The 6,335-nt window shown below is 68.8% G+C and carries 6 protein-coding genes and 1 pseudogene; 2 read left to right on the forward strand and 5 right to left on the reverse strand.

All coding sequences use genetic code 11. The features are described from left to right. Positions 1 to 77: 77 nt before the first annotated feature. Positions 78 to 272, forward strand: a pseudogene (locus tag ACRDPN_RS04670) (formylglycine-generating enzyme family protein); the annotation flags it as partial. Positions 273 to 480: 208 nt separating this feature from the next. Next, positions 481 to 1,035, forward strand: coding sequence for a TetR/AcrR family transcriptional regulator (locus tag ACRDPN_RS04675; protein WP_431446197.1), 555 nt, complete (start codon positions 481 to 483; stop codon positions 1,033 to 1,035). Between the two features lie 50 nt (positions 1,036 to 1,085). Here ACRDPN_RS04675 and ACRDPN_RS04680 read toward each other — a convergent pair whose 3' ends face one another. From ACRDPN_RS04680 to ACRDPN_RS04700, 5 genes are all read right to left on the reverse strand, one after another. Continuing rightward, on the reverse strand, positions 1,086 to 2,249 hold the full coding sequence (locus ACRDPN_RS04680; protein WP_431446199.1) for a nitric oxide synthase oxygenase: 1,164 nt from the start codon (positions 2,247 to 2,249) through the stop codon (positions 1,086 to 1,088). Further along, on the reverse strand, positions 2,246 to 2,794 hold the full coding sequence (locus tag ACRDPN_RS04685) for a DivIVA domain-containing protein (protein WP_431446200.1): 549 nt from the start codon (positions 2,792 to 2,794) through the stop codon (positions 2,246 to 2,248). The genes ACRDPN_RS04680 and ACRDPN_RS04685 overlap by 4 nt, the downstream gene beginning before the upstream one ends. Further along, positions 2,791 to 3,966 carry a globin domain-containing protein gene (locus ACRDPN_RS04690; RefSeq protein ID WP_431446202.1) on the reverse strand — a complete coding sequence of 392 codons (1,176 nt, stop codon included), beginning with the start codon at positions 3,964 to 3,966 and terminating at the stop codon, positions 2,791 to 2,793. Before ACRDPN_RS04690 ends, ACRDPN_RS04685 begins: the two co-directional genes overlap by 4 nt. 769 nt (positions 3,967 to 4,735) lie before the next feature. Next, positions 4,736 to 5,392 carry a response regulator gene (locus ACRDPN_RS04695; RefSeq protein WP_431446203.1) on the reverse strand — a complete coding sequence of 219 codons (657 nt, stop codon included), beginning with the start codon at positions 5,390 to 5,392 and terminating at the stop codon, positions 4,736 to 4,738. Beyond that, positions 5,389 to 6,335 (reverse strand): sensor histidine kinase (locus ACRDPN_RS04700; protein WP_431446205.1); only part of this gene is annotated, 947 nt, incomplete at its 5' end. The genes ACRDPN_RS04700 and ACRDPN_RS04695, both read right to left, overlap by 4 nt.

Genomic DNA, 6,335 nt, shown 5'->3' on the forward strand with positions numbered 1-6,335 from the left:
CCGCTGCTGGCACGACGCCGATCGATGGTCCCGAAACGTCACCCGCCGGAACCGAGCGCACTGCACCGCATGCGGGCATGTCCTGGATCCCGGGCGGCACCTTCCGGATGGGTTCCGAGGACCACTACCCGGAAGAGGCTCCCGTACACAAGGTCACCGTGGACGGCTTCTGGATGGACAAGCACGCGGTCACCAATGCGGACTTTGCCCGGTTCGTGAGAAAGACGCGTTACGTCACGTCCGCCGAGCGCGCGCCGGATGCGGCCGACTACCCGGGCGCGGCTGGCGGCGAGGTGAGTATGCAGGCCGGGTGTCTCGACGACGAGATGGTCGAAGCCGGGGGCCTCTGGCAGCGGCGGGGACCAGCCCGAGGCGTCGACGGTACGGGTGATGCGGGGCTCGGGCGTGGGCATGGCGACCCCTTTCGCGCGGGCGCGGGGAGTACTATGTTCATAGTAGACCTTTCGGAAAGGGGCGTCCATGCCCGCGGCGACCAGGGAGCGCGCACTCGAGGCGGCCGTGGAGCTGCTCGGCGCGGAGGGCGTGCGCGCGTTGACCCATGCGCGGGTCGACGAACGAGCAGGCCTTCCCCCTGGGTCGACCTCGAACTGGTTCCGCACCCGTCGGGCCCTACTCGGCGGAATTGTCGATTCGATCGCCGAGCGCGAGCGCGCCAACCTCGAGCCGGCCGCGATGCCTACGATCTCGGGAGTCGACGAGCTGATCGAGGGCTTGTGCGCCATGGCCGAACTGCAGACCGGGCCATTCGCCGCGCGCACTCGCGCACGCTACGCCCTCTTCCTCGAGCTCGCCGACGACCCTGAGCTTGGCGAGCCGCTGCGGCGGCAGCGACGCGAGTTCGAGCGGTGGACTGAGAGGATCATGATCGCCGTCGACATCGCCGACCCCGTGCCGGCGACGAGGGCCCTCATGGCACTCGGCGACGGACTGCTCCTGCACCGGCTCACCGTCGACCCCGCTCTTGACATGCGCCCCGCCATCGAACGCGCAGTGCGCGCCCTCGCGGAGTCCTGACTGAAGCTGCGGCGCAGACAATCCGAACACCGCCACAGACACACGTGGTATCAGCGGAAGGCCGGGGGGCCGCCCTGGAGCGCTCGGCGTGATGCCTCGTCGTCGGCGAAGAAGTTCGGCCCCTGATTCTCGGCGTCGTAGTAGCGGTGGAAGACCGCGGTCTGCGAGCCGGACATCGGCGGAACGATCCAGCTCCAGTCGGCGGGGCAACGGCGACCTGCCCGCTCCTCCCTCTCCAGATGGGTGAGGAACCTACGGGACTCGGTGTGGTGGTCGGAGATGGTCACGCCGTTCGCACGGAACGAATGCAGAACCGCACGGTTGATCTCGACGAAGGCCTGGTCTCGCCACAGAGTTGCCTCGTCCGAGGTGTCCAGCCCCATCCGTTTCGCAACCGTCGGGACCAGGTCATAGCGGGCGCTGTCGCACAGGTTGCGGGCACCGATCTCGGTGCCCATGTACCAGCCGTTGAAGGGTGCGGCCGGGTAAGAGACACCGCCGATGACCAGCCGGTTGTTGCTGATGACCGGCACAGCGTGCCACCGCACGCCCAAGTCGGCGAACCAGGCGAGCTCGGGGTGCTCGAGTGGGACCTCCTCCACCGCATGGCCCGGGAGCTGGAACATCTGCGGTCCCTCCTCGACGGTCTCCACGACGAGCGGGAGCACGTCGAAGGCTCCCAGCGGTTGGGGCGGCCGCCATCCGCGCTGGATCAGCCTGCTGGTGAAGGTTCGATAGCGGGGGTCGCCGAGGACAGGCCCGTCTGGCTGCTCGTACCCGGCGTACCGGATGAGCTGCTCGTTCCAGATCCTGGGGGCAGGTCGACGCGGGGTCTCCGGAGCGAACACGCTGATCATCGGCCGGATCTTCCCGCCGTTGTTGGCAGCTCGGAGGTGCTCGAAGCAGTGCCCGGCGACGCCGCCGGCGTCGGACACCGTCCTGAGATCGCGCACCTGCAGGCTGTGCCAGTACAGCCGACCGATGCACCGAGCGTTGTTGCGCCAGGCCGCACGGGCGCCGAACGTCAGCTCCGCGGGGGTGTGCCAGTAGGTCCCTGTCTGGTCGATCTCGCTCATGACGGCGGTGATCCGCGGCCCCACCGGACCAGCCTGCGGGTTCTCGGCATGGAACAGCTCGAGGAACTCCTCGGCCGCGACCCGATCCACCTCGAAGTCGGGGATCCGGGGGCTTCGCTCGAGTCCGAACAGTCTCACCTGTCGCGGTTCCGCCAGTCGCCCGAGTCAACGGCCGAGTCACGGGACAGCGGAGAGCTCCCGAGCCGATCGATCTCGGAGGCGAACGATTCCATGATCGACTGCATCTGGGCCTGCGCCGCGCGGGCATACGAGCTGACCTGCTGTCCAGCCGTACTCCTGGCCTCCTCGGCCATCTCGCGCTCGCGCGAACGCGCCTGACTGATGCGCTCGCGGGCGTCCCGGCTGACGTCCTCCACCATCTCCTCGGCCACGAGCTGTGCCTGGCTGAACATCTGGACGACCTGTTCGTTCACGCGGTCGCCCCCCTGCTCGATCTCGTCCAGCTCCGCCTGGACGCGCCGGAGCTCCGCGTTGAGGCGCTCGTTCTCGGTCCGCGTTTCACTGAGCTCTCTCTCCGTGGCCTGAACCTGGTCAGCCAGCAGGTCGAGGTACGCGTACACCTTGTCCGCATCGAGGCCGAGCATCCGACGCTGAAACATCTCGTCCCGGATGGACGCAGCCGTCTGATGGCGCGGTGAGATCCGGCGGTCGCTTTCCGTCATCTGTTGTCTCCTGACTTGCTCTGTACCGGTTCGGAACTGTTCTGGTCCGCGGCCGCGTAGTAGAAGTGCTCGTACTTGATGTGCTCGGGATGCATCCCGGTGGCGGTCAGCTGCTTCAGCGTGTGCCCCACCATCTGCGGGCCGCCACAGACCATTGCCGTGCGCCCGTACAGCGCCTGCCGGGCTGCGACCGTGCCGACCATTCCGCGCGTCCCGGGAAAGGACGGGTCGTTCGAGACGACCTCCGTGTACTCGAACCAGGGCCGCTGCTGGGCGAGCTCCCGCATCCGCGGGCGGTCGTACAGGTGCCAAGGCATACGTACGCCGTGCAGCATGTGGACCCGCGGAGCGGTGCGCGCCCGTTGCCATTCCCGGTCGATCTGCTCGATGACAGCGAGGAGCGGGGCAAGACCGGTCCCCCCGGCGACCATCAGCAGGTCACCGGGGTCGTCGGCCCGCCGCGTCAGCCGCTCGCCCACTGGTGCTCCCAGCTTCACGGTGTCCCCGACTTTCAGGGACCGCACCACGGCCGAGCTGACCTGGCCACCGTCGATCTGCTGGACGTGCAGGTCGATCGTGCCGTCGTGGCGAGGTGCGTTCGCCGGGCTGAAGTACCGCCACTGCCGGGGGCGTTGCGGGATTTCCACCGACACCGACTGGCCGGGAAGGAACTGGAATGCACGCCCGGGCCGGACCTTGAGCAGCGTGAGGTCCATGGTCCGCCGTTCGACCGACACCACGTCAGCGTCCCACCAGTCAGGGCTGGTCTCGGAGGACGTCTCCGCCGCCTCGACCATGATCCGGGCGACCACTTGGTAGGCCGCCGTCCATGCCGCGGCGAGGTCCTCGTCCCACTCTGACCCCAAGAAGTGCTTCAGGGTCGCACACAGGGATGCGCCGACCGCGTCGTAATGGTCCGCGACGACGGCGTACTTGCGGTGGTCGCGGCCGAGATGCCGCAGGAATTCCTCGTCGTTCTCGACCTGGTCGGCGTTGCTGACGATCCTGCCAAGCGCGCTGACGAACTTGTCCCGCTGGTTCGCCATGGAGAGCGGGAACATCGACCGCACCTCGGGGTGGGACACGAAGAGGTGCGAGTAGAAGTGCAGCGGCACCTGTTGGCCGTACCTCGTCACCCGGTCCCAGCTTCGCTGCAAGGCGTATGCATCCATCGGGCTTCGTTTGCCCGTTTCGAAAGACATCTCCCCGAACGAGGCGGGCGGCCCATCAGCGGGCCATGCGTAGTTTCGGTCGTCGGCAGACTGAGCCGACGGATATTGCGCTGTCAAGAGAGCTCCCTCCCGGTTCTCACCGGTCCCTCGTATCGCCCCCCTCGGCCCGACGGGTTGAACCCAGCGGACCGAAACCGTCTCCCAATGGCTCACCATCCGACCGGCAATGTCCGGGCGGCGGCGAAAGAAAGGCTTCTCCCGGCCGCCACCATACCTGCCGCCCAAACTGACCGCGATTCCGGCCGGTAGCGCTCGCCCCTACCGGTCTGACGTCCCACGCACGAGCGCGGCCAGCTGGTGCTCGACCGCCGATCCTTCGACCTCGGCCTGTCGAGCCACCTTGTGGAACTCGTCCAGGAGCATCTCCAGCTCGCGTGGCCCGTCACCTTGTTTGCGGACGAGAAATCACTTGGTAACCCGAACGCCCCCGGGACCCCACGCCGCCCAACTAGGCCGAGAGGCTGTTCTACCAGCGGTAACGCGGCAGTTGGCCGCGACCTCTGGGTCAGCGCAGACGTGCCCACCGGGCTGAAGTCGGCGTCCACGCAAGGCGGTCGGAGCGCAGCAGCGGTGGACTGTCTGCCTACAGCCGCCGACAAGAACACGTGCCCGCGCGACAGCGAGATGGCAGGTCCTCCGTGAGTGCCTCTTTTCGTCGATCACGCAAAGCGGGTGCTCGTCGATCAGGTGCGCGTTGGTTTACCTGAGTTCAGTCCCCCACCCGGCCGGTGTCGTAGGCCCACATGGCGATCTCGACCCTATTGCGGACGCCGATCTTGGTCAGAAGGTTCGCGACGTGGGTCTTGGCGGTGGTCAGGCCGATGTAGAGCTCGGCGGCGATCTCAGCGTTCGTGCGGCCGCGGGCGACCAGGGCAAGTACGTCCTCTTCGCGTGCGGTGAGCGGCTCGAGCGGTTGGGTACGTCGTTTCGACGGTTCCCGGGCGGCCAAGGTGGACAGCAGCCGCCGGGTGACGTTCGGCGCGATCAGGGCATCGCCGACGGCGGCGGCATGCACGGCCTGGACCAGCAGCTCCGGCCCGGCGTCCTTGAGCAGAAAGCCGCGCGCGCCGGCCCGAAGCGCGCCGTGGACGTACTCGTCCAGGTCGAACGTCGTGATCACCACCACCGCCATAGGGTCTGGGACGCCCCGCCCGGCGAGGAGCTCGGTCACCTCGATTCCGTCGAGCCCGGGCATCCGGATGTCGACCAGGCACACGTCGGGGCGGAGACTGCGCGCCAGCTCGACCGCGGCGTGGCCGTCGGCGGCCTGACCGACGACCTCGATGTCGGGCTGGGCGTCAAGGATCATGGACAGGCCGGTACGCACCAGGTCCTGGTCGTCGGCCACCAGCACTCGCACCGTCATCGGCGTACCTCCGTCGGCAGCTCGGCGTCGACCGCCCACCCGCCTCCAGGCGCCGGCCCGGCGCGCAACGTGCCGCCGAGCAGCTGCACCCGCTCGGTCATCCCCAGCAGCCCGAAGCCGTGGCTCGCCGGCCGCACCGGGTCGATCTGGCCGTCGTCGGTCACGCGTAACCGCAGCCTTCCTCCACCCTCGACGACCCGGATCTCCACCCGCGAGGCGTTGCGCGCGTGCCGCAGGGCGTTCGTCAGCGCCTCCTGCGCCAACCGGTAGACCGCCGCGTCGACCTGGAGCGGAAGTCCGGACATGTCACCCGCCACCTCCACGTCGACGACCGGCACCGGGTCGCGGCGGGCCAGCGACGCCAGGTCGGCAACGCCGGGCTGGGGGACGTACTCCGCCGCCGCTCCGTCGCGCAGCACCCGGACCATCGCCCGCATCTCCGCCAGCGTCCGCGACGCCTCCCCCTCGACGACCGCCAGCGCCTCGAGTGCCGCCTCAGGTCGCTGCCCGGCCAGCGTCCGCCCCGCCTGCGCCTGCACCGCGATCGCCGAGACGTGGTGGGCGACCATGTCGTGCAGCTCGCGCGCGAGGCCGACCCGCTCCTGGCTGCGGACCTGGTCGAGCGCCCGGCGCCGACTCTCGGCCCGGTAGCGGAACGCCGCTCCGCCTGCTGCCGCCGCCGCCAGGACGGCCAACCCACCGAAGAGCTCGGCCGGCCCGGTGTAGTCGGTCGCAATGCTGAATATCGCAGCGACCGCCACCATCACCAGCCCCATCACGATCTCGCGCCCTGAACCCCAGCGGACCAGCGCGTAGACGAGCACCAGGACGTAGATCATCGTGTTCAGGCCCACGCCCGGGATCCCGGCCAGCTGGCTCGCCAGTCCCAACGCCGTCGCGGTGCCGAAGCCCACCACGACGCAGGCCAATGGGTGGGTACGCC

Origin of the sequence: Aeromicrobium sp., from assembly GCF_050700635.1 — a bacterium.
GTDB lineage: Bacteria > Actinomycetota > Actinomycetes > Propionibacteriales > Nocardioidaceae > Aeromicrobium.